The sequence below is a fragment of the Enterobacter sp. Taxon_2 genome (assembly GCF_058355295.1).
The window spans coordinates 3,606,618-3,632,334 of the sequence record NZ_CM178024.1 but is presented as its reverse complement, the minus strand read 5'-3'; the positions used below and the strand labels follow the sequence as shown (position 1 = coordinate 3,632,334).

Below are 25,717 nucleotides of genomic sequence, written 5' to 3'. Positions count from 1 at the left end.
CCACGTTCAACTCGCGAGCAAGCCCCTATTTTTTCACCGTTTCGCCGTCCTGCCAGGCTTTTTGCAGCGCAGGCCAGTAGTCGCGGTTGGCCTCGATCATCTCATCCAGAATTGCTTTCGCATGTTCCATGGTCGGCACGGTGCGGTTGAGGGTGAATGCCTGCAGGGCTTTCTCATAGCTGCCTTCTATGGTCGCCTCCACCAGCAGTTGTTCCGAGGCGAGCTGCTGTTGCAAAAGGGTCTGATGGAACAGCGGCACCTGACCGACGCGAATCGGTTCCGGGCCTTCGGAGGTGATATAAGCGGGTACTTCCACCACGGCATCGTAAGGCAGGTTGGTAATCGCGCCGCGGTTTTCCACCATCACCAGATGGCGGCTTCGCAGGTTAAAGGCCAGCGAGCGGGCGACATCGACGATAAACTCGCCGTGCACGCCCACGTGGAAGGCATCCGGTAAAATTCCGGTGCGTTGATACTCTTCGGCGGCGGCGAACAGCTTTTTCTCGCGCCCGTCCATCACTTCATTGGCGCGGGTATAGTCCGGGTTCTGGTGCGCCACAATCTGGTTCGGCATCAGGTAATACTGCAGATACGGGTTCGGCAGATACTCCGGGAAGTTGTCCATAATCGGCTTAATGTTGCGCCAGGTCTTCACCCAGGAGGGATCGGAATGCTGCGGGTCGGTTTTGGCCGCATCTTCCGTCAGCAGGCCAAACTTCGCGATATGCTTACGCAGCTCGGGCAGCTTGTCTTCGCCGTCCACCAGCACGCGGGTAAACCAGCCGAAGTGGTTCAGGCCGAAGTAGTCGACTTCGAGCTTGTGGCGCTCGACGCCCAGAATCGCCCCCATATTGCGCATCGCGGCTACCGGCATATCACAGATGTTCAGCACCCGCGCGTTCGGGCGCAGGCGGCGTACGCCCTCCGCGACGATCGCCGCCGGGTTGGAGTAGTTCACGATCCAGGCCTTCTCGTGCGCGTAGCGATCCACCAGATCGATAAGCTCCACCATCGGCAGGATCGTGCGCAGTCCGTACGCCAGACCCCCGGGTCCGCACGTTTCCTGGCCGACCACGCCGTGACGCAGCGGGATCTTCTCATCCTGCTCGCGCATTTTATACTGGCCGACGCGCATCTGGGCGAAGACAAAATGCGCGCCGCTGAAGGCCACTTCCGGGTCACTGGTGACGGTAAATTTGATACTCTGGCTGTGGTCGCGAATGACCTTCTCGACGACGGGCGCAATGGTGTTCTGACGCGCCTCGTCGATATCGTAAAGGCGAATTTCGGCCAGCGGGAAATCCTGGAGGCGCACCATCAGGCTTTTCACAATACCCGGCGTGTAGGTGCTACCGCCGCCGGCAATCGACAGGATAAATGGGGGTGTAAACATCTTTAGCTCCTTTCAGAGAAACGTCTCAACGGCTTCTCGCATTTTTTTGACGTGCAGCCCGTAGACCACCTGAACGTTGTTACCTTGTTTGATAATCCCTTTCGCGCCGGTCTCCTTCAGCCGCGGCTCGTCGATGATGGCGACGTCCTTCACCGTGACGCGTAAGCGGGTGTAGCAGTTATCCACCACTTCAATGTTTTCCCGACCGCCCAGACCCACCACGATGGACTCGCCCAGCCCGTCGTTATTGCCTTTAGCCTGGTACTCCTGCTTGCTGTAGAGGCGCGTCTCCTGGTCCTCATCTTCACGGCCCGGCGTTTTCATGTTGAAGCGCAGGATCAGGAAGCGGAACACCACGAAGTAGAGAGCAAACATGATCAGCCCGACCACGATGTACATCGGCCAGTTGGACTTCTCCGTGCCGAGCGGCAGGTTGTAGAGGATGAAGTCGATAATCCCGTTGGCACCGATGGCGTGAACGCCCAGCAGCGAGAACAGCATCATGCCGATGCCGGTCAGCACCGCGTGCACCACGAACAGCAGCGGGGCGACGAACAGGAAGGAGAACTCAATCGGCTCGGTCACGCCGACCAGCAGCGAGGTCAGCGCCGCCGGGATCAGAATGGCTTTCGCAACGGCTTTACGCTCCGGCTTTGCGGTCATATACATCGCCAGCGCGGCGGCAGGCAGGCCGAACATCTTGCTGATGCCGCGTGCATCCCACACCACGGTGCTGCTGAGCTGCTTCACGTCCGGACAGGCCATCTCAGCGAAGTAGATATTGCGCGCGCCCTGATAGGTTGCGCCGCACACCTCCTGCGTGCCGCCCAGCTCGGTATAGAGGAACGGCGTATAAACCAGATGGTGCAGTCCGGTGGGGACCAGAATGCGTTCCAGGAAACCGTAGATTGCCACGCCAAACGGCCCGGAGCCTTTGATGGCCAGCGCCAGGGTGCTAATGCCGTGCTGGGCAAACGGCCACAGTTCGCTCATCACCACGCCGAGCAGCATGGAGACGGGGAGCATGACGATAGCGACAAAACAGTGGCCGGAGTAAATCGCCATCGCGCCGTTAAACTGTACGCCGGAGTATTTGTTGTACAGATAGCCGGAGAGCGCACCGGTCAGGATCCCGGCAAAAACGCCCATCTCCAGCACCTGCACGCCCAGCACCATGGTTTGTCCGGCCGCTTTCATCTGAGCAGCTGGCGCCAGCGCGCCCTGCAGTTGCAGCGTGACGTTCATGGCGTTGATGAATACGACAAAGGTCACCAGACCAATCAGCGCGGCATAGCCTTTATCACGCGTCGCCAGACCAATCGGGATCCCTACGGCAAACACCAGCGCCAGGTTCACCAGCACCGACACGGCAGATTTCGCGATAAGCTGACCAATATGCTGAATCAGGGGATGGCCAAGAAACGGCAGATACTCCGCGAGATTACCGTTACCCAGCACGTTACCAAAGGCAATAAACAGACCGACGATCGGTAAGATAAGTACCGGTCCGTACAATGATTTTCCGAAATTTTGTAGGGCGTTCACGGCTCGTTTCATGGCTTTCTCTCTTATTGAACCGCGCACTCGGGGTGCGTCATGGTCATAAAACTAGCAGTCTTCAGGCGCGCTTATCCAGCTATCTTCTTGTTTTAAAAACAAATGACGTAAAAGGTTACATGTGACGTTATGTGCTGTGATCGCGGTTCCATCACGGCGTAGCGGCGTGATGTCATTCTGCGAGGCGCTTTCCAGATTCTAAAATTGGACTTTTTGAATTAATGAAACTTGCGGATAATACTTATCCGGACGACGACCAACAGGCTCCATGGGCCAGGGACAAAGGATGAAACCGTTTCGCTTAGCCGCGCTCTCTCTTGCGCTGCTTACCACGTTTACGCTTGTCGGCTGTGATAACAGCGACGACAAATCTCAGGCTGCGGCTCCCGCGGCATCCACCGCATCCACACTGAAAGCCGCCGAAAAGCCCACTGCTGAAACGCTGGCTAAGCTGGCCGCCCAGAGTCAGGGAAAAGCGCTGACCCTGCTGGATACCTCAGAAGTCCAGCTCGACGGTGCCGCCACGCTGGTGCTGACATTCTCGGTTCCGCTGAATCCCGATCAGGATTTCGCGAAAACCGTGCACGTCGTGGATAAAAAAAGCGGCAAGGTTGACGGGGCGTGGGAACTTGCGCCTAACCTGAAAGAGCTTCGCCTGCGCCATCTTGAGCCCAACCGCAACCTGGTCGTCACCGTTGAACGGGGCCTGCAGGCGCTGAACAAGGCGACGTTCGGCATTGATTATGAGAAAGCCCTGACCACCCGGGACGTTGAACCCACCGTTGGTTTTGCCAGCCGCGGCTCGCTGCTGCCGGGTAAGGTGGTGGAAGGTCTGCCGGTGATGGCGCTCAACGTCAACAATGTTGACGTCAACTTTTACCGCGTGAAGCCGGAATCGCTGGCTTCCCTTGTCAGCCAGTGGGAGTACCGCAACTCGCTGACCAACTGGGAGTCCGATAACCTGCTTAAGATGGCGGAGCTGGTTTACACCGGTCGATTCGATCTTAATCCGGCGCGCAATACGCGCGAAAAATTGCTGCTGCCCCTGAAGGATATTAAACCTCTCCAGCAGTCTGGCGTTTATATCGCGGTCATGAACCAGGCCGGGCACTACAACTACAGCAACGCCGCGACGCTCTTTACCCTGAGCGATATCGGCTTGTCCGCTCACCGTTATCACAACCGCCTGGACATCTTCACCCAGAGCCTGGAAAACGGTGCGGCGCAGTCCGGCGTCACCGTTACCCTGTTGAACGATAAAGGGCAGACGCTTGCCGAAGCGAAAAGCGACGGCGATGGCCACGCAAAGCTTGAGACCGACAAAGAGGCCGCGCTGATCCTGGCCAGTAAAGATGGCCAGACCACGCTGCTCGATCTCAAGCTGCCGGCTCTTGATCTGGCGGAGTTTGATATCGCAGGGAGCCCGGGCTACAGCAAGCAGTTCTTTATGTTTGGCCCACGCGATCTCTACCGCCCAGGTGAAACGGTGATCCTCAACGGTCTGCTGCGCGACAGTGACGGTAAGCCACTTCCGGATCAGCCTGTGAAGCTCGACGTGCTGCGTCCGGATGGACAGGTCGCTCGTACGATTGTCGTCAAGCCAGAGAACGGTCTCTATCGCTTTAACTATCCGCTGGACAGCGGGGCGCAGACCGGTATGTGGCATATCCGCGCCAACACCGGCGATAACCTGCAGCGCCTGTGGGACTTCCACGTCGAAGACTTCATGCCAGAGCGCATGGCGCTCAACCTGAGCGGACAAAAAACGCCGGTTTCACCGCAGGATAACGTGGACTTTAACGTGGTGGGCTATTACCTGTATGGCGCTCCGGCCAACGGTAATTCTCTGCAGGGCCAGCTCTTCCTGCGTCCGCTGCGTGACGCGGTGGCAGCGCTGCCGGGCTTCCAGTTTGGCGATATCGCCGAGGAGAACCTGAGCCGCAGCCTGGATGAGGTGCAGCTTACGCTGGATGAGCAGGGGCGTGGACAGGTTTCTACCGAAAGCCAGTGGAAAGAAGTGCACTCTCCGCTGCAGCTGATTCTGCAGGCCAGCCTGCTGGAGTCCGGCGGCCGCCCGGTAACGCGTCGCGCTGAGCAGGCCATCTGGCCAGCGGCTGAGCTGCCGGGTATTCGCCCTCAGTTCGCCAGTAAAGCCGTTTACGACTACCGCACCGATACCACCGTCAACCAGCCGATTGTTGACGAGAACGGCAACGCCAGCTTCGATATCGTTTACGCCGATGCCAGCGGCGCGAAAAAAGCGGTGTCCGGTTTGCAGGTTCGCCTGATCCGCGAGCGCCGTGACTACTTCTGGAACTGGTCTGAGAGCGAAGGCTGGCAGTCTCAGTTCGATCAGAAAGACCTGGTCGAAGGCGAGCAGGAGTTGACGCTCAAGGCCGACGAAACGGGTAAAGTCACCTTCCCGGTGGAGTGGGGTTCATACCGTCTGGAGGTGAAAGCGCCTGATGAGATGGTCAGCAGCGTACGCTTCTGGGCAGGGTATAGCTGGCAGGATAACAGCGACGGCACCGGGGCTGCGCGCCCTGACCGCGTGACGCTGAAGCTGGATAAGCCAGCCTATCAGCCGGGCGACACCATCAACCTGCACATTGCCGCGCCAGCCGCAGGCAAGGGCTATGCGATGATCGAGTCCAGCGAAGGGCCGCTGTGGTGGAAGGAGATCGACGTACCGGCAAACGGGCTGGATCTCGCTATCCCGGTCGACAAGGCCTGGAAACGTCACGATCTCTACCTGAGTACGCTGGTGGTACGGCCTGGGGATAAATCCAAATCTGCCACGCCGAAACGCGCGGTTGGCCTGCTGCATCTGCCTATGGGCGACGAAAATCGCCGCCTGAATATTGCGCTTGATAACCCGCAGAAGATGCGTCCAAACCAGACGCTCTCGGTGAAGGTGAAAGCCAGCGTGAAAGAGGGGGCCGTCCCGCAGAAGGTGAACGTTCTGGTCTCGGCGGTGGACAGCGGCGTGCTGAACATTACCGATTACGTCACGCCGGATCCGTGGCAGGCTTTCTTTGGTCAGAAGCGCTACGGCGCGGATATTTACGATATCTACGGCCAGGTCATTGAAGGGCAGGGCCGCCTGGCAGCGCTGCGCTTTGGTGGTGACGGTGATGAGCTGAAGCGCGGTGGAAAACCGCCGGTGAACCACGTCACCATTATTGCCCAGCAGGCACAGCCGGTCACGCTGGATGCCAACGGGGAAGGCACGATTACATTGCCGATTGGAGACTTCAACGGCGAGCTGCGTCTGATGGCGCAGGCCTGGACGGAAGAGGATTTCGGCAGCAGCGAAAGCAAAATTATTGTGGCCGCGCCGGTCATTACCGAGCTGAACACGCCACGCTTCCTGGCAAGCGGGGATACCTCGCGGCTGACGCTGGATATCACTAACCTGACCGACCAGCCGCAAACGCTGAACGTTGCCCTGACCTCTACCGGCAAACTGGTGCTGGAAGGCGCGCAGCCGCAGCCGGTTCAGTTGCCGCCAGGGGCGCGCAGCACGCTGTTTATTCCCGTGCGCGCACTGGACGGTTATGGTGACGGTGAAGTGACCGCGCAGGTGACCGGTCTGCAGCTTCCGGGCGAGACTTTCGCACCGCAGCAAAAGAGCTGGAAAATCGGCGTGCGTCCGGCGTTCCCGGCGCAGACGGTGAATACCGGTGCCATGCTGAACCCCGGCGAATCCTGGACCGCACCGGCGCAGCATAGCAAAGGTTTCTCTCCTGCCACCCTGCAGGGGCAACTGCTGCTGAGCGGCAAACCACCGCTCAACCTGGCGCGCTATATTCGTGAACTGCAGGCCTACCCGTACGGATGCCTGGAGCAAACCACCAGCGGACTGTTCCCGTCGCTCTACACCAACGCGGCGCAGCTTACTGCACTTGGCATCAAGGGCGACACCGATGACAAGCGCCGTGCAGCGATTGATATTGGCATCTCCCGTCTGCTGCAGATGCAGCGTGAAGACGGTGGTTTCGCGCTGTGGGATAAAAACGGTCCGGAAGAGTACTGGCTGACGGCCTACGTGACCGACTTCCTGGTCCGTGCGGGCGAGCAGGGTTACAGCGTGCCTGCAGATGCAGTGAATAACGCCAATAGCCGCCTGCTGCGCTATCTGCAGGATCCGGGCATGATGTCCATTCGCTATAGCGACGATACTCAGGCCAGCAAGTTCGCCGTGCAGGCCTATGCCGCGCTGGTGCTGGCACGTCAGCAGAAAGCGCCGCTGGGCGCGCTGCGTGAAATCTGGGATCGTCACGGACAGGCGGCTTCCGGTCTGCCGCTGATGCAGCTGGGCATGGCGCTCAAACTGATGGGCGATGCGCCGCGCAGCCAGCAGGCGCTGGACCTGGCACTTAAAACGCCGCGTAACGACAGCAAAAACTGGATGGCCGATTATGGCAGCCAGCTTCGCGATAACGCGCTGATGCTCTCTCTTCTCGAGGAGTACAAGCTGCTGCCGGATGCGCAAAATACGCTGCTGAATACCCTGTCTGAACAGGCCTTCAGCCAGCGCTGGCTGTCAACGCAGGAGAGCAACGCGCTGTTCCTGGCAGGACGTTCGTTGCAAACCTTGTCCGGTACATGGCAGGCGAAAACCTCTCTGTCTGAGACCGCATCAGGCGGCGATAAGTCACTGGTGCAAAACGTGAACGGCGACCAGCTTGGCGCGCTGCAGGTCACCAATACCGGAACGACACCGCTGTGGGTGCGTCTGGACAGCACCGGTTACCCTGACTATGCCCCTCAACCGAGCTCGAACGTGCTGCAGGTTGAACGTCATATCCTGGCAACCGATGGCAGCAGTAAATCGCTTTCTTCCCTGAAGAGCGGCGAACTGGTGCTGGTGTGGCTGGAAGTTAAAGCCAGCCAGAACGTGCCGGACGCGCTGGTGGTGGATCTCCTCCCTGCGGGTCTGGAGCTGGAAAACCAGAACCTGGCAAGCAGCAGCGCCAGCCTGCAGGACAGCGGTAGCGAAGTGCAGAACCTGCTCAGCCAGATGCAGCAGGCGGATATTCAGCATATGGAATTCCGCGATGACCGCTTTGTGGCTGCCGTGCCGGTAAACGAAGGTCAGCCGGTCACGCTGGTCTATCTGGCCCGTGCCGTGACGCCAGGAACCTACCAGGTGCCGGTGCCGATGGTCGAGTCTATGTATGTGCCGCAGTGGCGGGCAACGGGGGCGGCCAGTGGCCCGCTGATTGTTGTTCCGTAATATGCGAATGGCACGTTTGACACGCTCCCGCTGGCTGTGGCTGGCGGGAGCGCTTCTCGTTTTATGGGGGCTGATTGTCGCCGCCGACCGCCTGTGGCCGTTGCCTCTGAAAGAGGTTAACCCCGCCCGGGTGGTGGTGGATGAGAAGGGCACGCCGCTGTGGCGCTTTGCGGACAGCGACGGGATCTGGCGCTATCCGGTGACGATCGAAGAGGTCTCTCCCCGTTATCTTGAGGCGCTGATCCAGTACGAAGATCGCTGGTTCTGGGATCACCCCGGCGTAAACCCGCTCTCTGTCCTGCGCGCCGCCTGGCAGGATCTCAGTTCTGGCAAAGTCGTCTCTGGCGGCAGTACGCTGACCATGCAGGTGGCACGTCTGCTGGACCCGCATCCGCGCACCTTTGGCGGCAAAATTCGTCAGCTCTGGCGGGCGATGCAGCTGGAGTGGCACCTCTCTAAACGCGACATCCTGACGCTCTATCTCAACCGCGCGCCGTTTGGCGGTACGCTGCAGGGCGTCGGGGCGGCAAGCTGGACGTATCTGGGCAAGCCGCCGTCGCAGCTCAGCTATTCCGACGCGGCGCTGCTGGCGGTGCTGCCGCAGGCACCCAGTCGTTTACGCCCGGATCGCTGGCCTGAACGGGCCGAAGCGGCGCGCAATAAAGTGCTCGACCGCATGGCGACGCAGGGCGTCTGGTCCGCGAAGCAGGTCAAAGAATCACGGGAAGAATCGGTATGGCTGGCGCCCCGGCAGATGCCGCAGCTGGCGCCGCTCTTTGCGCGCATGATGCTCGGCAAAAGCCGCGACACGAAAATAGTCACCACGCTGGATGCCGGGTTGCAGCGGCAGTTGGAAGAACTGGCGATGAACTGGAAATCCCGCCTGCCGGCACGCAGCTCGCTGGCGATGATCGTGGTCGATCATACCGATATGAAAGTGCGCGGCTGGGTTGGATCGGTGGATATTAACGATGACAGTCGTTTTAGCCACGTGGATATGGTCAATGCGATCCGATCCCCGGGATCGGTGTTGAAGCCCTTTATCTACGGTATGGCGCTGGACGATGGCCTGATCCATCCCGCCTCGCTGCTTCAGGACGTTCCCAGAAAAACCAGTGATTATCGCCCCGGAAATTTTGACAGCGGGTTCCACGGGCCGGTCAGTATGAGTGAAGCGCTGGTGCGCTCCCTCAACCTGCCCGCGGTACAGGTGCTGGAAGCCTACGGACCAAAACGATTTGCCGGTATGCTCAGTAACGCAGGTTTGCCGCTGATCCTGCCCGCGGGGGCGCAGCCGAATCTTTCTCTGATCCTCGGTGGGGCAGGCGCGCGGCTGGCAGATATCGCCGCTGCCTACAGTGCCTTTGCCCGACACGGTAAGGCGGGACGGCTGCGCCTGCAGCCGGGCGATCCGCTGACTGAACGTCCGCTGTTATCACCAGGCTCGGCGTGGATTATTCGCCGTATTCTGGCCAATGAAGCGCAGCCGCTACCGGATAATGCACTACCGCAGGTTGCGCCGCTGGCATGGAAAACCGGCACCAGCTACGGCTACCGTGATGCCTGGGCCATCGGTTTGAATGCCCGCTACGTGATTGGCATCTGGACCGGACGACCGGACGGCACGCCGGTGGCGGGGCAGTTTGGGTTTGCCAGCGCGGTTCCGCTATTAAACCAGGTCAATAACCTGCTTCAGTCGCGCTCAACGGTAGACGAAGCCCGCCTGCCTCGCGACCCGCGTCCGGAGAGCGTCGGGCGGGGCGTGATCTGCTGGCCGGGTGGCCAGCCGCTGCCGGAAGGCAGTGAAAACTGTCGACGTCGCCTGTCGACCTGGCTTCTGGAAGGCGGTGAACCGCCCACGCTGCTGTTGCCGGAGCAGGAAGGCATACGCGGCATTCGTTTCCCGGTCTGGCTGGATAAAACGGGTAAACGTGTGGCGGCAGATTGCCCTGATGCAACTGAAAAAGTCCTGGATGTCTGGCCGCTGCCGCTGGAACCGTGGCTGCCCGCAACCGAGCGTCGCGCGGTACGGATCCCGCCTTCATCAACAACCTGTCCTCCGCTGTCGCAGGACTCACCTGCGCCACTCATCCTGACAGGCGTACGCGAAGGGGCCGTTATCAAACGTCTGCCGGGTGAATCCCGCGTTTCGCTACCGCTTCAGGCGACCGGCAACAGCGGTGAGCGCTGGTGGTTTTTGAACGGTGAACCGCTGAGTGTGAAGGGAAGGGTTTACACATTACAGCTTGATAAGTCGGGCGATTATCAGTTACTCGTTATGGATGAGACCGGGCAAGTCGCGACGGTGAATTTTACGCTGCAGTGATCTGAAAACAGCTTTCAGATGTGAGCTGTTGCTAAAACTCGTCTTATTTTAAAAAAATGTTACCTGAATCCATAGGCAATGGCGCTATTGCTCATTATAATCCGCGCCACACCATACTCAGGTATGCAAAACAACAGAACATTGACAGAGGTTATCATGGCTATTGAACGTACTTTTTCCATCATCAAACCAAACGCGGTGGCAAAAAACGTTATTGGCAGCATCTTCGCTCGCTTTGAATCTGCAGGGTTCAAAATTGTTGGCACCAAAATGCTGCACCTGACCGTTGAGCAGGCTCGCGGCTTCTATGCAGAGCACGAAGGTCGTCCATTCTTTGACGGCCTGGTGGAGTTCATGACCTCCGGTCCAATCGTGGTATCCGTGCTGGAAGGCGAAAACGCAGTACAGCGTCACCGCGACCTGCTGGGCGCAACCAACCCGGACAACGCGCTGGCAGGTACTCTGCGCGCTGACTACGCTGACAGCTTCACCGAGAACGGCACCCACGGTTCTGACTCTGTTGAATCTGCTGCACGCGAAATCGCTTTCTTCTTCGCAGAAGGCGAAGTGTGTCCACGTACCCGTTAATTTAACGGTTTCGTTTACACATTATTTTCGTAAATGCCGCGTCCAGACGTGGCATCCCTGCGCCAGACTTTGTACAATGCAACGCCCCGGACGAGCAGACCGCTTTCCGGGGCGTTTCTATTCAACCCTCCATGGGCCATAACGTGTAACAACGAGGCCGGAAAATATTATGTCTGAACTAGTGAATACCTCCGAAGTCGCCATTCCTGCGGTTCCCAATAAAAATGGAAAAATCAACCTGCTGGATCTGAACCGTCAGCAGATGCGCGAGTTCTTTAAAGAGATGGGCGAAAAGCCGTTTCGTGCCGATCAGGTCATGAAGTGGATGTACCATTACTGCAGCGACAATTTTGATGACATGACTGACATCAACAAGGTCCTGCGCAACAAGCTCAAAGAAGTGGCTGAAATCCGCGCACCGGAAGTGGTGGAAGAGCAGCGCTCCGCAGATGGCACTATCAAATGGGCGATTGCGGTCGGCGATCAGCGCGTTGAAACTGTCTACATCCCGGAAGAAGACCGCGCGACGCTGTGCGTCTCCTCCCAGGTTGGCTGTGCGCTGGAGTGCAAATTCTGCTCAACCGCGCAGCAAGGCTTTAACCGTAACCTGCGCGTGTCAGAAATTATCGGCCAGGTCTGGCGTGCCGCGAAAATCGTGGGCGCGGCAAAAGTAACCGGCACGCGCCCTATCACCAACGTGGTGATGATGGGGATGGGTGAGCCGCTCCTGAACCTGACCAACGTTGTTCCGGCGATGGAAATCATGCTGGATGACTTTGGCTTTGGTCTGTCCAAGCGTCGCGTCACGCTGTCTACCTCAGGCGTTGTGCCTGCGCTGGACAAGCTTGGCGACATGATTGACGTTGCGCTGGCGATCTCCCTGCATGCGCCAAACGATGAAATTCGTGACGAAATTGTGCCGATCAACAAAAAGTACAATATCGAAACCTTCCTCGCTGCCGTACGTCGCTACCTGGAGAAATCCAACGCCAACCAGGGCCGCGTGACCATCGAGTACGTGATGCTGGATCACGTCAACGACGGCACCGAACATGCGCATCAGCTGGCTGAACTGCTGAAAGATACGCCGTGCAAAATCAACCTGATCCCATGGAACCCGTTCCCGGGCGCGCCGTATGGCCGTAGCTCGAACAGCCGTATCGACCGTTTCTCCAAGGTGCTGATGGAGTATGGTTTCACCACCATCGTGCGTAAAACCCGTGGTGATGACATTGATGCCGCATGCGGACAGCTGGCAGGTGATGTCATTGACCGTACTAAACGTACCCTGCGTAAACGCATGCAGGGCGAGACGATCGCGGTTAAAGCTGTTTGATTATTATGCACTCGCGGCGCATTATCTGCGCCGTGAAGCATAACCTTACTGAATAATCAGTCAGATTCGTGATGACTGATCAATAATTACGGTGCGTTTCATTCGACTTTCGGGCAGTATGTAACGACGTAACAACAGTTTAGCCGTACGGGCAGGGCTGTACTGTCATCTCCGGGCTGACAGTCTTATACTCTCTGTTCAAGGTTAACTGACCAGAAGTTTCGCGGTGCGGGTGGCATTGTGACTCACCGGCGCCTGAACCCTTATTTTTCACGTACCAGTAGTTGTAGCGAATGAATACTGAAGCCACTCACGACCAACATGAAGCACTCTCCACTGGCGTTCGTCTTCGCAACGCCCGTGAACAACTCGGACTCAGCCAGCAAGCCGTTGCGGAACGCTTGTGCCTGAAGGTTTCCACGGTTCGCGATATTGAAGAAGATAAGGCGCCTGCCGATCTGGCTTCAACGTTCTTGCGCGGTTATATCCGCTCTTACGCAAAACTGGTGCACATCCCCGAAAACGAATTACTGCCAATGATGGAGAAGCAGGCGCCGGTCCGTGCAGCAAAAGTTGCGCCGATGCAGACCTTCTCCCTGGGGAAACGTCGTAAAAAACGTGATGGCTGGCTGATGAGCTTTACCTGGCTGGTGCTGTTTGTGGTCATCGGTCTGACCGGTGCATGGTGGTGGCAAAACCACAAGGCGCAGCAGGAAGAGATCACCACCATGGCCGATCAATCCTCGGCCGAACTCAACCAGGCCGGAAGTGAGAACGGCCAGAGCGTGCCGCTGAATACCGACGGCGCAGCGTCCTCCAGCGAGCCACAGACCGCAGCGCCAGACGCGTCGGCGACCGGTGCAGCACAGGCCCCGGCAGCAACGGCTAACACCGCTGCGCCGCAGGCTCAGGATCAAAACGCGGTTGTTGCCCCTTCTCAGGCGAATGTTGATACGGCGGCGAACGCGCCTGCGGCTACTCAGCCTGCAGACAATAGCGCAGCGACTCTGCCAACCAGCCCGGCGGGTACGGCGACAGCAGCCGATCCCAACGCGCTGGTGATGAACTTCAGCGCCGACTGCTGGCTGGAAGTAACTGACGCGACAGGTAAAAAACTGTTCAGCGGCCTGCAGCGTAAAGATGGCACGTTAAACCTAACCGGCCAGGCTCCTTATAAACTTAAAATCGGCGCTCCGGCAGCGGTACAGATCCAGTATCAAGGAAAACCTGTCGACCTGAGCCGCTTTATCAGAACTAACCAGGTTGCACGTCTTACCGTTAATGCCGAACAATCAGCAGCACAGTAACAGACGGGCAACGCGGGAGATTTTTCATGCATAACCAGGCTCCGATTCAACGTAGAAAATCGAAACGGATTTACGTTGGGAATGTGCCAATCGGCGATGGGGCACCTATCGCCGTTCAGTCGATGACCAACACGCGCACCACCGATGTGGAAGCGACGGTCAATCAAATCAAAGCATTAGAACGTGTAGGCGCGGACATTGTTCGCGTCTCCGTCCCAACCATGGATGCCGCTGAGGCGTTCAAACTGATCAAACAGCAGGTCAGCGTTCCGCTGGTGGCTGATATCCACTTCGACTACCGCATCGCACTGAAAGTGGCCGAATACGGCGTCGATTGCCTGCGTATTAACCCGGGCAACATCGGTAACGAAGAGCGTATCCGCATGGTTGTGGACTGCGCCCGCGATAAAAATATTCCTATCCGTATTGGCGTTAACGCCGGTTCCCTGGAAAAAGATCTGCAGGAAAAATACGGTGAGCCTACGCCGCAGGCGCTGCTCGAATCCGCGATGCGCCACGTCGATCATCTCGATCGTCTCAACTTCGATCAGTTCAAGGTCAGCGTAAAAGCGTCCGACGTGTTCCTTGCCGTAGAATCTTACCGCCTGCTGGCAAAGCAGATCGACCAGCCTCTGCACCTCGGGATCACCGAAGCGGGCGGCCTGCGCAGCGGCTCTGTAAAATCCGCGATCGGTCTGGGGCTGCTGCTCTCTGAAGGGATCGGTGACACCCTGCGCGTCTCGCTGGCGGCCGATCCGGTCGAAGAGATCAAAGTCGGTTTCGATATTCTGAAATCACTGCGTATTCGCGCGCGCGGGATCAACTTCATTGCCTGCCCAACCTGCTCACGTCAGGAGTTTGATGTGATCGGGACGGTGAATGCCCTTGAGCAACGTCTGGAAGACATTATCACCCCGATGGACGTTTCCATCATTGGCTGTGTGGTAAACGGTCCGGGTGAAGCACTGGTGTCAACCCTGGGCGTAACCGGCGGTAACAAGAAAAGTGGTCTCTATGAAGATGGCGTTCGTAAAGATCGTCTGGATAATAGCGACATGATCGACCAGCTTGAAGCCCGCATCCGCGCCAAAGCCGCCATGATGGACGAAACACAGCGTATCAGCGTTCAGCAGGTTGAAAAATAACGTGATGGGAAGCGTGCCGCTTCCCATGTATGATTGAACCCATTCTTTGGGTTTTTTTTGTATATAGAAAGAGAATAAACGTGGCAAAAAACATTCAAGCCATCCGCGGCATGAACGATTATCTGCCTGGCGAAACCGCCATCTGGCAGCGCATTGAAGGCACACTGAAGCAGGTGCTCGGCAGCTACGGTTACAGCGAAATCCGTTTGCCGATTGTAGAGCAGACCCCGTTATTCAAACGCGCGATTGGTGAAGTCACCGACGTGGTTGAAAAAGAGATGTACACCTTTGAGGACCGCAACGGCGACAGCCTGACCCTGCGTCCGGAAGGTACGGCGGGCTGCGTACGCGCCGGCATCGAACATGGTCTTCTGTACAATCAGGAGCAGCGCCTGTGGTATATCGGCCCGATGTTCCGCCACGAACGTCCTCAGAAAGGTCGTTATCGCCAGTTCAATCAGCTGGGTGTGGAAGTCTTTGGTCTGCAGGGCCCGGACATCGACGCCGAACTGATTATGCTGACCGCCCGCTGGTGGCGTGCGCTCGGTATCGCCGATCACGTTTCCCTTGAGCTGAACTCTATCGGTTCTCTGGAAGCTCGCGCTAACTACCGCGATGCGCTGGTTGCGTTCCTGGAACAGCATAAAGAGAAGCTGGACGAAGACTGCAAACGTCGCATGTACAGCAACCCGCTGCGCGTTCTGGATTCCAAAAACGCGGATGTTCAGGCACTGCTGAACGATGCGCCTGCGCTGGGCGACTACCTGGATGAAGAATCTCGCGAACACTTCGCGGGCCTGTGCAAGCTGCTTGAAGCGGCAGGCATCGCCTATACCGTGAATCAGCGCCTGGTGCGCGGTCTGGACTACTACAACCGTACCGTGTTTGAGTGGGTGACCACCAGCCTCGGCTCTCAGGGCACCGTATGCGCGGGCGGCCGTTATGACGGTCTGGTTGAGCAACTTGGCGGTCGCGCAGCGCCTGCTGTGGGCTTTGCTATGGGCCTCGAGCGACTTGTTTTGCTGGTTCAGGCAGTTAATCCGGAATTTAAAGCAGAATCCGTTGTCGATATATACCTGGTGGCCTCAGGCGCGGAAACGCAGTCTGCGGCGATGCAGCTTGCCGAACGCGTGCGCGATGCGCTGCCGGGCGTTAAGCTGATGACCAACCATGGCGGCGGCAACTTCAAAAAACAGTTTGCTCGTGCCGATAAGTGGGGCGCAAGTATTGCACTGGTGCTGGGCGAGTCCGAAGTGGCTAACGGCGAAGTGGTGGTGAAGGACCTGCGCTCTGGTGAGCAGACAACGGTAACGCAGGACGGCGTTGCGGCGCACTTGCGCACTCTATTGGGCTAAGGAGAAGGACTGCGTGGAAATTTACGAGAACGAACACGATCAGGTCGACGCGATTAAACGCTTCTTTGTTGAAAACGGCAAAGCGCTGGTTGTTGGGGTTATTTTAGGTGTCGGTGCGCTGGTGGGCTGGCGTTACTGGAACAATCATCAGGCAGATTCCGCGCGCGGCGCGTCCCTGTCCTATGAAAATACCGTTAGCGCAATTCGTGCCGATCAGCCGCAAACGCTGACGGCGGCAGAGAAATTTGCGGCTGACAACAAAAACACCTACGGTGCACTGGCTGCGCTGGAAGTGGCTCAGCAGTACGTTGATAAGAACGAACTGGATAAAGCCGCTGCTCAGCTCTCTCAGAGCCTTGCTGCGGCCAGCGATGATAACCTGAAAGCGGTGATCAATCTGCGCCTGGCACGTATTCAGGTTCAGCAGAAGAAAGCTGACGATGCGCTGAAAACGCTCGATACCATCAAAGGCGAAGGCTTTGCTGCCATCGTTGCCGATCTGCGCGGTGAAGCACTGCTGAGCAAAGGTGACAAAGCGGGCGCGCGTAAAGCGTGGCAAGCTGGCGTAGAGAGCAATGCTTCACCTGCGCTGAGCGAAATGATGCAGATGAAAATAAATAATTTGTCCGTCTGAGAGGGACCCGATGCAATTGCGTAAATTACTTCTGCCAGGACTGCTTTCTGTTACGTTATTGAGTGGTTGTTCACTGTTCAGTGGCGAAGAAGACGTTGTGAAAATGTCCCCACTGCCGACGGTTGAAAACCAGTTTACCCCATCCACCGCGTGGGATGTCTCCGTGGGCAGTGGGATTGGTGATTTCTATTCCAACCTTCATCCGGCCTATGCAGACAGCGTTGTCTATGCCGCTGACCGCAAAGGTACCGTGAAAGCGGTGAACGCCGATGATGGGAAAGAAGTCTGGTCCGTTAACCTGGCGGAAAAAGACGGCTGGTTCTCGCGTAAACCTGCACTGCTGTCTGGCGGCCTGACCGTTGCCGGTGGCCACGTCTACGTGGGCAGCGAAAAAGCGCAGGTTTATGCCCTGAACAGCAGCGACGGCTCCATTGCCTGGCAAACAACCGTGGCGGGTGAATCCCTGTCGCGTCCGGTGGTGAGTGATGGCCTGGTGCTGATTCATACCAGCAACGGCCAGCTGCAGGCGCTGAACGAAGCGGACGGTTTGGTGAAATGGACCGTTAACCTGGATATGCCAGCGCTCTCTCTGCGCGGCGAATCCGCTCCGGCTACCGCATTTGGTGCGGCCATTGTGGGCGGTGACAACGGTCGCGTGAGCGCAGTGCTGATGCAGCAGGGCCAGATGATCTGGCAGCAGCGTATCTCTCAGGCCACTGGCTCAACGGAAATTGACCGTCTGAGCGACGTAGACACAACGCCGGTCATCATTAACGGTGTGGTTTACGCGCTGGCCTATAACGGCAATCTGACCGCGCTGGATCTGCGCAGCGGCCAGATCATGTGGAAACGTGAGCTGGGCTCTGTGAACGATTTCATCGTTGAGGGTAACCGTATCTATATGGTTGACCAGAACGACCGTCTGCTGGCCCTGAGCACCGAAGGCGGCGTAACGCTGTGGACGCAAAGCGATCTGCTGCACCGTCTGCTGACCTCGCCAGCGTTGTACAACGGTAGCCTGGTTGTGGGCGATAGCGAAGGGTATATGCACTGGATCGATCCGGATAACGGCCGCTTTGTTGCACAGCAAAAAGTCGACAGCTCTGGTTTCCTGACCGACCCGGTTGTGGCCGATGGCAAGCTGCTGATTCAGGCAAAAGACGGCACGCTGTACGCGATCACGCGTTAATTACCCGGCGGTTGTAGTATACTAAACGGCTCCTGTTCACTCAGGAGCCGTTTTGACATTTTTAAAAACGCCGCGAAAGCGACGTTATTTTGAATTTTATGAGGCTTCAAACATGGTACCTGTGGTCGCGCTTGTCGGGCGCCCTAACGTTGGAAAATCCACTCTTTTTAACCGTTTAACACGCACCCGTGATGCGCTGGTTGCGGATTTCCCGGGGCTGACGCGTGACCGTAAGTACGGTCGTGCAGAGGTGGAAGGACGCGAGTTCATCTGTATTGATACCGGTGGTATTGACGGCACAGAAGACGGCGTTGAAACCCGCATGGCGGAACAGTCGCTGCTGGCGATTGAAGAAGCGGATGTGGTGCTGTTCATGGTGGATGCTCGCGCTGGCCTGATGCCGGCGGACTCCGCTATCGCTAAGCACCTGCGTTCACGCGAAAAACCGACCTTCCTGGTGGCGAACAAAACCGACGGCATCGATGCCGATCAGGCCATCGCGGATTTCTGGTCTCTGGGCCTGGGTGAAATCTACCCGATTGCGGCATCGCATGGCCGTGGCGTCACCAGCCTGCTGGAAACCGTTCTGCTGCCGTGGGTTGACGAAGTGAACCCGCCGGAAGAAGTAGACGAAGACGCTGAATACTGGGCGCAGTTCGAAGACGGAGAAGAGGGCGAAGAAGAAGAGCCTGAAGACGACTTCAACCCGCAGGATCTGCCGATCAAGCTGGCAATCGTGGGCCGTCCAAACGTAGGTAAGTCTACGCTTACTAACCGTATTCTGGGTGAAGAGCGCGTGGTCGTTTACGACATGCCGGGCACCACCCGCGACAGTATTTACATTCCTATGCAGCGCGATGAGCGTGAGTATGTCCTCATCGACACCGCCGGGGTACGTAAGCGCGGGAAAATCACCGATGTGGTGGAAAAATTCTCCGTTATCAAAACTCTGCAGGCGATCGAAGATGCCAACGTTGTGCTGCTCGTCATCGACGCACGCGAAGGGATCTCCGATCAGGACCTCTCTCTGCTCGGCTTTATTCTCAATAGTGGGCGCTCACTGGTTATCGTGGTCAACAAATGGGATGGCCTGAGCAATGAAGTGCGTGAGCAGGTTAAAGAGACCCTCGACTTCCGTCTGGGCTTTATCGACTTTGCCCGCGTGCACTTTATTTCTGCGCTGCACGGTAGCGGCGTCGGTAACCTGTTCGAATCCGTGCGTGAAGCGTATGACAGCTCCACCCGTCGTCAGAGCACCGCGATGCTGACGCGCATCATGAACATGGCTGCAGAAGACCATCAGCCGCCGCTGGTGCGCGGCCGTCGCGTGAAGCTGAAATACGCCCACGCCGGTGGTTATAACCCGCCAATCGTGGTGATCCACGGCAACCAGGTAAAAGACCTGCCAGATTCCTACAAGCGCTATCTGATGAACTACTTCCGTAAATCGCTGGACGTGATGGGCACGCCTATCCGTATCCAGTTCAAGGAAGGGGAAAACCCGTTCGCCAACAAGCGCAACACCCTGACGCCAAACCAGATGCGTAAGCGTAAGCGCCTGATTAAGCACATTAAGAAAAGCAAATAAGCTTTGCCGCTCTCACGAAAGCCCGCGATTATCGCGGGCTTTTTTTTGCCCAATCATACCGCCGGTTTTCCCTGTGTGAAGTCAATCACTATTCACTTTTAACCATGTTTAAATCTAAGAAAGTAGACAATCGTCGAATTTTCGTCTTAAAGTCCAGGGTCCGGTACTAGACAAAACTAGCGCCTGGTTATCAAATGGTTAACTAACTTTTCGCCGCACGTAAAAAATCGGCCAGATACGTAACTGGCCGGCGTACCTGCTGGTGTTTACAAGCACGACGACATACCTTTCGGGAGAATTATGCAATCCACTGTTAATCAAAAAGAGAGCCGAACGTTCTTCGGCCATCCGTATCCGCTCGGTTCCCTGTTCTTCACCGAGATGTGGGAGCGTTTCTCGTTTTACGGCATTCGTCCGTTACTGATCCTGTTTATGGCCGCCACCGTCTATGACGGCGGGATGGGCCTGGCGCGTGAAAACGCCTCGGCGATTGTCGGTATCTTTGCCGGTACCATGTACCTGGCCGCGCTGCCGGGCGGCTGGCTGGCGGATAACTGGCTCGGTCAACAGAGAGCCGTCTGGTACGGTTCGATTCTGATTGCGCTCGGTCACCTGTCGATTGCGCTCTCGGCGGTGATGGGGAACAACCTGTTCTTTATCGGCCTGATGTTCATCGTGCTCGGCTCCGGGCTGTTCAAGACCTGTATTTCGGTGATGGTCGGTACCCTGTATAAAAAAGGCGACGCGCGTCGCGACGGCGGCTTCTCGCTGTTCTATATGGGTATCAACATGGGCTCGTTCATCGCGCCGCTGATTTCCGGCTGGCTGATTAAAACCCACGGCTGGCACTGGGGCTTTGGCATTGGCGGTATCGGGATGCTGGTGGCGCTGATTATCTTCCGCGTGTTTGCCGTTCCGGCAATGAAACGCTATGACGGCGAAGTTGGCCTTGACTCAACCTGGAACAGCCCGGTGGTAAAGCGTAACGGCGTGGGCGTTTGGCTGCTGGCGCTGGCGGCTGGCGTGGCAACGATCGTAACGCTGATTGCGCAGGGCGTGATTGTGATTAACCCGGTCGCGGTGGCCAGCGTGCTGGTCTACGTGATCGCGGCGTCCGTTGCCCTCTACTTCATTTATCTGTTTGTTTTTGCGGGCCTGAACCGTAAAGAGCGCGCCAGACTGCTGGTTTGCTTTATTCTGCTGATCTCCGCGGCGTTCTTCTGGTCCGCGTTCGAACAGAAACCAACCTCGTTCAACCTGTTTGCCAACGACTACACTAACCGCATGATCGGCGATTTTGAAATCCCGGCGGTGTGGTTCCAGTCAATCAACGCCCTGTTCATCATCCTGCTGGCACCGGTGTTCAGCTGGGCGTGGCCGAAGCTGGCGAGCATGAACATTCGCCCGAGCAGCATCACCAAGTTTGTTATCGGTATTTTGTGTGCCGCAGCGGGCTTTGGCCTGATGATGCTGGCAGCACAAAACGTGCTGAGCAACGGTGGGGCGGGCGTGTCGCCGTTCTGGCTGGTGGGCAGCATCCTGATGCTGACGCTCGGCGAACTGTGCCTGAGCCCGATTGGTCTGGCGACCATGACGCTGCTGGCGCCGGAGAGAATGCGCGGTCAGATGATGGGGCTGTGGTTCTGTGCGAGCGCGCTGGGTAACCTGGCGGCGGGCCTGATTGGCGGCCACGTGAAGGCCGACCAGCTGGATATGCTGCCGGATCTCTTTGCGCGCTGCTCCGTCGCGCTGCTGATTTGTGCCGCGGTACTGATCGTCCTCATTGTTCCGGTACGCCGCATGCTGGAAAATGCGCAGACTAAACCGGCAGCTAACGCCTCATAAACCTCGAGCTTGCCGGGGCGGCGTTATGCCCCGGCAATTTACTCAACGAGGTAAGAATATGCTGTTAGGGTTTGTGGGTCTTGGCGCAGTCGTTGAAACAGCTTACCTGCCCGCAATACGAAAATGCTTTGATAATCTCTCTCACTGTTTAGGCTTTGATATCCAGCCCGTAAAACAGCCGGAGGGGGTAACGCGTTGTGCCACACTGGCTGAACTCCTCTCCCAGCCGCTTGATACCCTGTTTATTACCACGGCGTCGCTGCACCATCTTGAGGTGCTTGAACACGCTCTCGCCTCATCGGTCTCCCGCATCGTGGTTGAAAAACCGATTGTCGCCACGCTTGCCCAAATCGAAAAGCTCAACGCGCTGCTGGCAAACCCCGACGTCGCATCCCGCGTGCTGGCGCTCGATCACTGGATGGCGCGCATCGAAACGGTGAAGCGGTCGCTGGTTGGCAATGTCTCTGATATCGTCAAAATCGACGGCTATTTGCAGGAGCCGAGCGGAGTTAACGCCGTAGGGGAACCCATCGCGCTTAACTTTGCCACCGGCGAGCCGGACACCCGAACGCTTCGCCACCCGGACGGCGTGATTCTGGATATCGGCACGCACGTGCTGGCGATGCTGCGCGAAACGGTGCGTTATCTGGGCGGGAATGATGAGATGACGTTACAGGTGGTGACGGCTAAAGACCGACTGGGCCGCGATATCGCAAAAGGCGACCTGACCACGGCGGAGGGCGAGGCGCATCTGCAGGGCCGCATCAGCGGCGTGCCGGTGGATATCTGGCTTAATAAATATGCGGGACCCGCTGGCGGGCAAAAAGGCTTACGGCTCTGGTTGCGTGACGGGCGGACCATCAGTTACGACCGGCGCGGCGCTGAAGATGTACTGGAGATGATCGATGGCGACACGCGCCAATGCTGGACAATTCCCGGCTCGATCTACGAGCACTGTCTTGCAGAGCAGATCCTGGGCGCCAACAGCCTGTTTGAACGGGATCCGCACGAAGTGAGCCGCACGACGCGCCGCCGAATCGAGGAAGTTGAGCTGCTGCTGACCTTGCAGCAACAGCTGCGTGGCTCGCACTGACCGCGACGTGGTAAAATTATCGCAGACCTCAACGCTTTGAAGGAGTCACCATGACGATTACCTGCCCGCATTGCCAGGCACCGCTTGAGCCCGTGAACGGGGTGGCACACTGCGAGAGCTGTAATAAGGATATTGCGCTTGAAGCCCGCTGCCCGGAGTGCCATCAGCCACTCCAGGTCTTAAAAGCCTGCGGGGCGGTGGATTATTTCTGCCAGAACGGCCACGGTCTTATCTCCAAAAAACGCGTGGAGTTTGTTCGGGCCGAAGGTTAATCGCACACGCAGCCTTCGCCTTTCTTCCACAGCTCGACCAGCGACTCGGGCGCTTCCTGCTCCGGCACCAGCACGATGATATCGGCGTAGTGCGCCTGATTTTGCCCGGTCCAGATAATCTGGATGCGGAAATAGCGCTGGTCGCCGCTGCCGGGTGACGAGGCCTGTCCTGGCGGCTGACCGCGCGGAAAGGCCTGCTCCAGGATGCTCACCAGACGCTGGCGCTGGGCCTCATTGAGCGAGGAGAGCGCGATTGTGCGCTGGCCGCTCAGCTTAGGAATATAAGCGACGCCGCCTTCCCGGGCCAGCTCAACCACGGCGTCATCCGTCAGTTCCGGAACCTGCATTTACAACACTCCCACCTGTTCCCAGGCTTGTTTAATGGCCGCCCCAACGTCGCCGCCGGAGCGTTTCTCTCCATGCGCGATCGTCAGTTTTGCGAAGGCCTCAAAATCCGCATCCTGCGCCAGATTGCGATCGCAAACCGTGTCGTACCAGGCATAACCCGCTTTTTTCCAGGCGTAGCCGCCGATCGCCGTCGCGGCCAGATAAAATGCCCGGTTGGGGATGCCGGAGTTCAGATGAACGCCGCCGTTATCCTCGCGCGTTTTAATGAAATCTTTCATGTGCGCAGGCTGCGGGTCTTTGCCGAGCAGCGGATCGTTGTAGGCGGTGCCGGGTTCAGACATTGAGCGCAGCCCTTTACCGTTGATCCCTTTCGCCAGCAGCCCTTCACCAATCAGCCAGTCAGCTTTATCGGCGGTTTGCTTCAGATGGTACTGCTTCACCAGGGAGCCAAACACGTCCGACAGCGACTCGTTCAGCGCGCCGGACTGCTCAAAGTAGATAAGCCCGGCTTCGGTCTCGGTCACGCCGTGGCTCAGCTCGTGCGCCACCACGTCGATGGCGATGGTAAAGCGGTTAAATATTTCCCCGTCGCCGTCGCCAAATACCATCTGCTGACCGTTCCAGAAGGCATTCTGATATTCCCGACCGTAGTGAACGGTGCCGGTTAAAATAAGCCCTTTGTTATCGAGCGAATTGCGCTGATACTCTTTCCAGAAGAAATCATGGGTAATACCCAAATAATCGTAAGCTTCATCCACCGCTACATCGCCGTTCGACGGCTGGCCTTCGTAACGCACCTGCGTACCCGGCAGCTCCTGGGTCTGCTTCGCGTCGTAAATATCGCGCTCCAGCTGTCCGGCTTTATTCACGTGCGGCGCGGCGGGTTTGCCCGGCATATGGGCCATCAGCGTCTGGACGTGGGTTAAGGTCTGGCGGGCACAGCGCTGCTGCGGCTCGGAACCGCTTTCGATAATACGACGAAGAATATAAGGGGGAATAACGCTATAAAGATGGGGCATGCTGCTCTCCTTATTAAAAAAGGGAATAGCAGCAGTATAGTAAGTAACTGGCGAAGAATTATCCGGTTTTACGCTGACGCGTCTTTTTCGCCGGTTTAATTGATTTAACTTCGCTTTCTACCCAGCCGTCGGAAAGACGCGTCGTCAGCACATCGCCGGTATTTACCTGTTTGGTCTGCTTGAGCACCTTGCCGTCCGTCGCCGTCGTCACGCTATAGCCGCGCGCCAGCGTGGAGAGGGGGCTGACCGCTTCAAGGTGGGTCACCGCATTGCCAAAACGTTCGCGGGTGGTGCTCAGTCGGGCGCGGAGAGTCTCTGCCAGACGATACTCCAGCTGCTGGATCCGCGTTTGCGCGCGATAAATTTTCGGCTGCGGGTTCTGCTGGTTCAGGCGCTGCGTCACGCGCTGCTGGCGCGACACCGCGCGCTTAAGCTGCGCGTCCACCGCCACGTTCATGCGCTGGCGCAGGCGCTCCAGCACGGTCTGCTGACGCGCCAGACGCAGCTGCGGGTGCTGCTGCTGAAGACGGTGATGAAGCTGGGTAAAGCGGCGGGTACGGTTGGCAAGGAAGTAGTCCATCGCCATCTCAAGACGCTGCTGGCCGTTCTGAATCTGACGCAGCAGCTCCAGCTGGTTTCGGCTGACCACTTCCGCCGCCGCGGACGGCGTAGGCGCGCGCAGATCCGCGACAAAATCGGCTATCGTCACGTCCGTTTCGTGGCCGACGGCGCTCACCACGGGGATAAGGCTGGCAAAGATTGCCCGCGCCACGCGCTCGTCGTTAAAGCTCCACAGGTCTTCCAGCGAGCCACCACCGCGCCCGACGATTAATACGTCGCACTCCTGACGGGCGTTCGCCAGCTCAATGGCGCGCACAATCTGGCCCGGCGCATCGTCACCCTGCACGGCGGTCGGGTAAATGATGATGGGCAGGGAAGGGTCGCGACGCTTGAGTACGTGCAAAATATCGTGCAGTGCTGCACCGGTTTTCGAGGTGATGACACCTACGCAGTGGGCAGGCGAGGGCAGCGTCTTTTTGTACTGCTGATCGAACAGCCCCTCGGCAGAGAGCCTGGCTTTTAACTGTTCATACTTCTGCTGCAGCAGGCCTTCACCCGCAGGCTGCATGCTTTCGACGATAATCTGATAGTCGCCGCGCGGCTCATACAGGGTGATATTGGCACGCACCAGAACCTGCTGGCCGTGCTGAGGGCGGAACGTCACGCGGCGGTTGCTGTTGCGGAACATTGCGCAGCGCACCTGGGCGGTATCGTCTTTTAAGGTAAAGTACCAGTGGCCGGAGGAGGGCTGCGTGAAGTTAGAGATCTCACCGCTGATCCAGACCTGCCCCATTTCCTGCTCAAGCAGCAAACGCACCGTCTGATTCAGGCGGCTGACGGTATAAATTGAGGGGGATTGAGAGGATAACATGTGAGCGGGATCAAATTCTAAATCAGCAAGTTATTCAGTCGATAGTAACCT

The 25,717-nt window shown here is 57.7% G+C and carries 18 protein-coding genes; 13 read left to right on the top strand and 5 right to left on the bottom strand.

Annotation, left to right across the window (positions count from 1 at the left end; all coding sequences use genetic code 11):
- Positions 1–25: 25 nt before the first annotated feature.
- Both AC4IC4_RS17150 and AC4IC4_RS17145 read right to left on the bottom strand, forming a co-directional pair.
- Positions 26–1,393, bottom strand: a complete 1,368-nt coding sequence (locus AC4IC4_RS17150) for a 6-phospho-alpha-glucosidase (RefSeq protein ID WP_491471578.1) — start codon at positions 1,391–1,393, stop codon at positions 26–28.
- 12 nt (positions 1,394–1,405) lie between these two features.
- Entirely contained in the window at positions 1,406–2,950 is a 1,545-nt protein-coding gene (locus AC4IC4_RS17145) for a PTS transporter subunit EIIC (protein WP_491471577.1), read from the bottom strand.
- A 286-nt stretch (positions 2,951–3,236) separates the two neighbouring features.
- On the opposite strand from AC4IC4_RS17145, the gene AC4IC4_RS17140 reads away from it, so the two are divergent.
- From AC4IC4_RS17140 to AC4IC4_RS17080, 13 genes are all read left to right on the top strand, one after another.
- Positions 3,237–8,189 carry an alpha-2-macroglobulin family protein gene (locus tag AC4IC4_RS17140; RefSeq protein WP_491471576.1) on the top strand — a complete coding sequence of 1,651 codons (4,953 nt, stop codon included), beginning with the start codon at positions 3,237–3,239 and terminating at the stop codon, positions 8,187–8,189.
- 1 nt (position 8,190) lies between these two features.
- Positions 8,191–10,515 carry a peptidoglycan glycosyltransferase PbpC gene (gene pbpC, locus AC4IC4_RS17135; protein ID WP_248165381.1) on the top strand — a complete coding sequence of 775 codons (2,325 nt, stop codon included), beginning with the start codon at positions 8,191–8,193 and terminating at the stop codon, positions 10,513–10,515.
- Between the two features lie 156 nt (positions 10,516–10,671).
- Positions 10,672–11,103, top strand: a complete 432-nt coding sequence (ndk, locus tag AC4IC4_RS17130) for a nucleoside-diphosphate kinase (RefSeq protein ID WP_003860625.1) — start codon at positions 10,672–10,674, stop codon at positions 11,101–11,103.
- A 169-nt stretch (positions 11,104–11,272) separates the two neighbouring features.
- Positions 11,273–12,439 (top strand): dual-specificity RNA methyltransferase RlmN, encoded by a 1,167-nt coding sequence (rlmN, locus tag AC4IC4_RS17125; protein ID WP_014171168.1) that lies wholly within the window; start codon positions 11,273–11,275, stop codon positions 12,437–12,439.
- Between the two features lie 293 nt (positions 12,440–12,732).
- Positions 12,733–13,746 (top strand): cytoskeleton protein RodZ, encoded by a 1,014-nt coding sequence (gene rodZ, locus AC4IC4_RS17120; protein WP_024908652.1) that lies wholly within the window; start codon positions 12,733–12,735, stop codon positions 13,744–13,746.
- A gap of 26 nt (positions 13,747–13,772) precedes the next feature.
- Positions 13,773–14,891, top strand: coding sequence for a flavodoxin-dependent (E)-4-hydroxy-3-methylbut-2-enyl-diphosphate synthase (gene ispG, locus AC4IC4_RS17115; protein WP_023308814.1), 1,119 nt, complete (start codon positions 13,773–13,775; stop codon positions 14,889–14,891).
- Positions 14,892–14,971: 80 nt separating this feature from the next.
- Entirely contained in the window at positions 14,972–16,246 is a 1,275-nt protein-coding gene (hisS, locus tag AC4IC4_RS17110) for a histidine--tRNA ligase (protein WP_179367089.1), read from the top strand.
- Between the two features lie 13 nt (positions 16,247–16,259).
- The gene (locus AC4IC4_RS17105) at positions 16,260–16,880 is read left to right on the top strand and encodes a YfgM family protein (RefSeq protein ID WP_024908653.1); all 621 of its coding nucleotides are present in this window, start codon (positions 16,260–16,262) and stop codon (positions 16,878–16,880) included.
- A gap of 10 nt (positions 16,881–16,890) precedes the next feature.
- Positions 16,891–18,069 (top strand): outer membrane protein assembly factor BamB, encoded by a 1,179-nt coding sequence (gene bamB, locus AC4IC4_RS17100; protein ID WP_491471575.1) that lies wholly within the window; start codon positions 16,891–16,893, stop codon positions 18,067–18,069.
- Between the two features lie 112 nt (positions 18,070–18,181).
- Positions 18,182–19,657, top strand: coding sequence for a ribosome biogenesis GTPase Der (gene der, locus AC4IC4_RS17095; protein WP_024908655.1), 1,476 nt, complete (start codon positions 18,182–18,184; stop codon positions 19,655–19,657).
- Positions 19,658–19,957: 300 nt separating this feature from the next.
- Positions 19,958–21,502, top strand: coding sequence for a peptide MFS transporter (locus AC4IC4_RS17090; protein ID WP_024908656.1), 1,545 nt, complete (start codon positions 19,958–19,960; stop codon positions 21,500–21,502).
- Between the two features lie 58 nt (positions 21,503–21,560).
- A complete protein-coding gene (locus AC4IC4_RS17085) occupies positions 21,561–22,595 on the top strand; it encodes a Gfo/Idh/MocA family oxidoreductase (protein WP_491471574.1) in 1,035 nt (344 codons plus the stop codon).
- Positions 22,596–22,645: 50 nt separating this feature from the next.
- Complete coding sequence (locus tag AC4IC4_RS17080; RefSeq protein WP_491471573.1) at positions 22,646–22,867, top strand: zinc ribbon domain-containing protein; 222 nt, start codon at positions 22,646–22,648, stop codon at positions 22,865–22,867.
- Here the strand turns inward: AC4IC4_RS17080 and AC4IC4_RS17075 are convergent.
- From AC4IC4_RS17075 to xseA, 3 genes are read right to left on the bottom strand one after another with little or no spacing between them, the layout of a single operon-like run.
- Positions 22,864–23,214: a protealysin inhibitor emfourin gene (locus AC4IC4_RS17075; RefSeq protein ID WP_021241848.1), complete on the bottom strand. Its 351-nt coding sequence runs from the start codon at positions 23,212–23,214 to the stop codon at positions 22,864–22,866. The two genes, AC4IC4_RS17080 and AC4IC4_RS17075, sit on opposite strands and share 4 nt — an antisense overlap.
- On the bottom strand, positions 23,215–24,234 hold the full coding sequence (locus AC4IC4_RS17070) for a M4 family metallopeptidase (RefSeq protein ID WP_491471572.1): 1,020 nt from the start codon (positions 24,232–24,234) through the stop codon (positions 23,215–23,217).
- A gap of 58 nt (positions 24,235–24,292) precedes the next feature.
- Complete coding sequence (gene xseA, locus AC4IC4_RS17065) at positions 24,293–25,666, bottom strand: exodeoxyribonuclease VII large subunit (RefSeq protein ID WP_491471571.1); 1,374 nt, start codon at positions 25,664–25,666, stop codon at positions 24,293–24,295.
- Between the last annotated feature and the right edge of the window lie 51 nt (positions 25,667–25,717).

What these genes read in the sequence shown, in the direction of transcription:
- AC4IC4_RS17085 (WP_491471574.1), top strand. Translation starts at nt 21,561, where the DNA reads ATGCTGTTAGGGTTTGTGGGTCTTGGCGCAGTCGTTGAAACAGCTTAC.
- AC4IC4_RS17150 (WP_491471578.1), bottom strand. Translation starts at nt 1,393, where the DNA reads ATGTTTACACCCCCATTTATCCTGTCGATTGCCGGCGGCGGTAGCACC.
- ispG (WP_023308814.1), top strand. Translation starts at nt 13,773, where the DNA reads ATGCATAACCAGGCTCCGATTCAACGTAGAAAATCGAAACGGATTTAC.
- AC4IC4_RS17075 (WP_021241848.1), bottom strand. Translation starts at nt 23,214, where the DNA reads ATGCAGGTTCCGGAACTGACGGATGACGCCGTGGTTGAGCTGGCCCGG.
- AC4IC4_RS17140 (WP_491471576.1), top strand. Translation starts at nt 3,237, where the DNA reads ATGAAACCGTTTCGCTTAGCCGCGCTCTCTCTTGCGCTGCTTACCACG.
- ndk (WP_003860625.1), top strand. Translation starts at nt 10,672, where the DNA reads ATGGCTATTGAACGTACTTTTTCCATCATCAAACCAAACGCGGTGGCA.
- AC4IC4_RS17080 (WP_491471573.1), top strand. Translation starts at nt 22,646, where the DNA reads ATGACGATTACCTGCCCGCATTGCCAGGCACCGCTTGAGCCCGTGAAC.
- rlmN (WP_014171168.1), top strand. Translation starts at nt 11,273, where the DNA reads ATGTCTGAACTAGTGAATACCTCCGAAGTCGCCATTCCTGCGGTTCCC.
- der (WP_024908655.1), top strand. Translation starts at nt 18,182, where the DNA reads ATGGTACCTGTGGTCGCGCTTGTCGGGCGCCCTAACGTTGGAAAATCC.
- bamB (WP_491471575.1), top strand. Translation starts at nt 16,891, where the DNA reads ATGCAATTGCGTAAATTACTTCTGCCAGGACTGCTTTCTGTTACGTTA.
- AC4IC4_RS17070 (WP_491471572.1), bottom strand. Translation starts at nt 24,234, where the DNA reads ATGCCCCATCTTTATAGCGTTATTCCCCCTTATATTCTTCGTCGTATT.
- rodZ (WP_024908652.1), top strand. Translation starts at nt 12,733, where the DNA reads ATGAATACTGAAGCCACTCACGACCAACATGAAGCACTCTCCACTGGC.
- pbpC (WP_248165381.1), top strand. Translation starts at nt 8,191, where the DNA reads ATGCGAATGGCACGTTTGACACGCTCCCGCTGGCTGTGGCTGGCGGGA.
- AC4IC4_RS17090 (WP_024908656.1), top strand. Translation starts at nt 19,958, where the DNA reads ATGCAATCCACTGTTAATCAAAAAGAGAGCCGAACGTTCTTCGGCCAT.
- AC4IC4_RS17145 (WP_491471577.1), bottom strand. Translation starts at nt 2,950, where the DNA reads ATGAAACGAGCCGTGAACGCCCTACAAAATTTCGGAAAATCATTGTAC.
- xseA (WP_491471571.1), bottom strand. Translation starts at nt 25,666, where the DNA reads ATGTTATCCTCTCAATCCCCCTCAATTTATACCGTCAGCCGCCTGAAT.